The organism is Dolichospermum sp. LEGE 00246 (genome assembly GCF_015207865.1).
GTDB classification, from domain to species: domain Bacteria; phylum Cyanobacteriota; class Cyanobacteriia; order Cyanobacteriales; family Nostocaceae; genus Dolichospermum; species Dolichospermum heterosporum.
Genome location: NZ_JADEWA010000637.1, coordinates 1 through 2,257, shown reverse-complemented (window position 1 = coordinate 2,257; position 2,257 = coordinate 1). Strand labels below are relative to the sequence as shown.

General features: G+C 34.4%; 3 protein-coding genes. All 3 read right to left on the bottom strand.

Annotated features, from left to right (window positions below; all coding sequences use genetic code 11):
- Positions 1–218: 218 nt before the first annotated feature.
- Genes IQ228_RS24970 through IQ228_RS24960 form a run of 3 tightly spaced genes read right to left on the bottom strand, consistent with a single transcriptional unit; the run spans position 219 to position 2,227 of the window.
- Positions 219–434 carry a type II toxin-antitoxin system HicB family antitoxin gene (locus IQ228_RS24970; protein WP_051424211.1) on the bottom strand — a complete coding sequence of 72 codons (216 nt, stop codon included), beginning with the start codon at positions 432–434 and terminating at the stop codon, positions 219–221.
- Between the two features lie 60 nt (positions 435–494).
- Complete coding sequence (locus tag IQ228_RS24965; protein ID WP_193964834.1) at positions 495–1,118, bottom strand: DUF4276 family protein; 624 nt, start codon at positions 1,116–1,118, stop codon at positions 495–497.
- Positions 1,115–2,227: an AAA family ATPase gene (locus tag IQ228_RS24960; RefSeq protein ID WP_027400862.1), complete on the bottom strand. Its 1,113-nt coding sequence runs from the start codon at positions 2,225–2,227 to the stop codon at positions 1,115–1,117. The genes IQ228_RS24965 and IQ228_RS24960 overlap by 4 nt, the downstream gene beginning before the upstream one ends.
- Positions 2,228–2,257: the final 30 nt, after the last annotated feature.

Genomic DNA, 2,257 nt, shown 5'->3' with positions numbered 1-2,257 from the left:
TGTATAAGAGACAGGTATTTAGAATTTCTTTAATCCTAACTGCCAATTCAATTTCTCCTCTAAACAGAGATGCACGTCTTAAAGGTTGTAGTCTGAGCTTAATCTCGTTTGCTTGTAATCTAGTCCTATATGCCGACAAGTTAAATCTCCATTCGGGGTTGTTTTGTTAATTTTATGCGATTTTGGATCTCAATTGTATCAAAAAGGGGTATTTCAGATTAATATCCCATCAATACCGTATCTTCTGGAATAGGTTCATTTCTGTCTTGCAAAACTTCAATGTAGAGAGATATTGCCTCTTCTATGTTAGCTAAAGCTTCTTCACGAGTCTTACCCTGACTAATACAACCGGGTAAACTGGGTACTTCGACAACAAAATACCCATCTTCACCATGAGATAACAGCACGAGTCCTATATCTACATTGTTATTCATAAAATTTCCATCCTGTAAATCCTTAAATCCTAGACATCCTGATTCTGACAAAATAGTTAACTACTTAATGTTTTCCAGTTTTGTTAACCATTTATCGAAATGCTGACACTGTTTACGTATTGTATCCAATCCGATATCCATAGCAATTAAAGAACCATGTAACGGTTTATCATATCCAGGACAACATCGAAGAATACGTTTAGAAGGTGCTGTTATCGGACTATCATTAATATGTTCAGGTGAAGAAAAGGATTCACGTTCACGCTGTAGCTGTTCTACTATGTTTTGATCAAACCATCCTAAAAAAGATTGTGGATTACTATAGAGAAGTCCCTCAAACTCATGCACCAATAAATTAGGAATAAAATTTTGGACTCCAATATCTACACCCATTTGTTGTTCAAGATATTCAGCTTTCTCAAAAATATTAGCTGTAGTGAGAATAGAACTTTTACCGGGAAAATCTTTTGGTAGTCCATACAAATCTAACATCGTAGTTACAAAAGCGGTGCTATCTTCAGAACATTTACGATATAATTCTTTTCTGATTTTTCCATAAGTTACCGCACCTCCTAGAAGTATAGGGTTAACATATATGTTTTGTTGCAAAAAATGATTGTAAAGTAATTCTCTGACAAAAGTTTCTTCCGTTTGTCCTTCTACAAAAATATTGACTCGCATCATCTTGAAGGTCTACCTCCAATAATGTTCTTTTTCCACAATTCTCCTAAAGTATAATCTTCTAACCACTCTTGTAAATCATCCTCATCCAATCTACGCAGTAATGATTTACCATCTTTTCTATCTACAATAATCACATCATTTGCTGTAAATTCATTTAATAATTCTACAGATTGAGTAGAAACAATTACTTGTTTTTCTCTAGAAGCAGCACGTATTAAAGATGCTAAAATAGTAATTGCATAAGGATGAAGACCTAACTCTGGTTCATCAACTAAAATAGTTTCTGGTTGTAAAACAGTAGGTTGTAAAAATACCGTTGCTAAACATATAAAACGCAGCGTTCCATCTGAAAGCAAATGAGCTTTAAAAGGAATATCTTGACCTTGTTCAAACCATTCTAACTCTATTAGATCCTGATTGTGTGGAGAAGGACGCAATAAAAAATCACCAAAGAACGGTGCGACAAGTCTGATTGTTTTAACAATTTGTTGATAAGATTGGGAATAGTTATTTTTCAATAAATACAAAAAAGCCGCCAAATTGCGAGCATCTGGACGCAGATAAATATTATCATTAATAGGAGCAGCTTGTTTTACATAGGCACTATCGCTGGTGTCATGAAAATGATAAACTCGCCATTGCTGCATAGTAGATAATATATCTTTATCCTTTTTTGTCCCAGTTCCTTTAAAAGCCTGAGTTTCAAAATTACCACTACCTATTAGTGCTTGTGTTTGCATTATCGAGTTACCACTACTCCTCCAGCCAAAAGATTCTTTAGAAAACATCAGACGGTTATCTTGAGTTGGTTCAAGAGTGGCAAGGTATCTATTATTGCCAAAATATAGTTCAATCTCTAATTGTTCAGTTGTTTTTCGACCAAAATGCAGCATTGTGTCCGGTCCACCTTGACGACTAACAAAAACTTGCAAATGTCCATCAAGTATCTCTTGAACCATGCGAAAAAAGCTGATAAAATTGGATTTTCCTGCGCCATTGCAGCCAATTAGTATATTGAGTTGAGTAAGTTCAAGATTACATTCTGCAATAGATTTAAAGCCCTTCAAAACAATCCTTGATAGTTGTTTTTTATTAATCAACTTTGCCATAGTTTTTTATTCAGGTAAAGCATCTAAATC

Excerpts from the sequence above, each read along its gene's own strand:
- IQ228_RS24960 (WP_027400862.1), bottom strand. The coding sequence starts at position 2,227 with ATGGCAAAGTTGATTAATAAAAAACAACTATCAAGGATTGTTTTGAAG.
- IQ228_RS24970 (WP_051424211.1), bottom strand. The coding sequence starts at position 434 with ATGAATAACAATGTAGATATAGGACTCGTGCTGTTATCTCATGGTGAA.
- IQ228_RS24965 (WP_193964834.1), bottom strand. The coding sequence starts at position 1,118 with ATGATGCGAGTCAATATTTTTGTAGAAGGACAAACGGAAGAAACTTTT.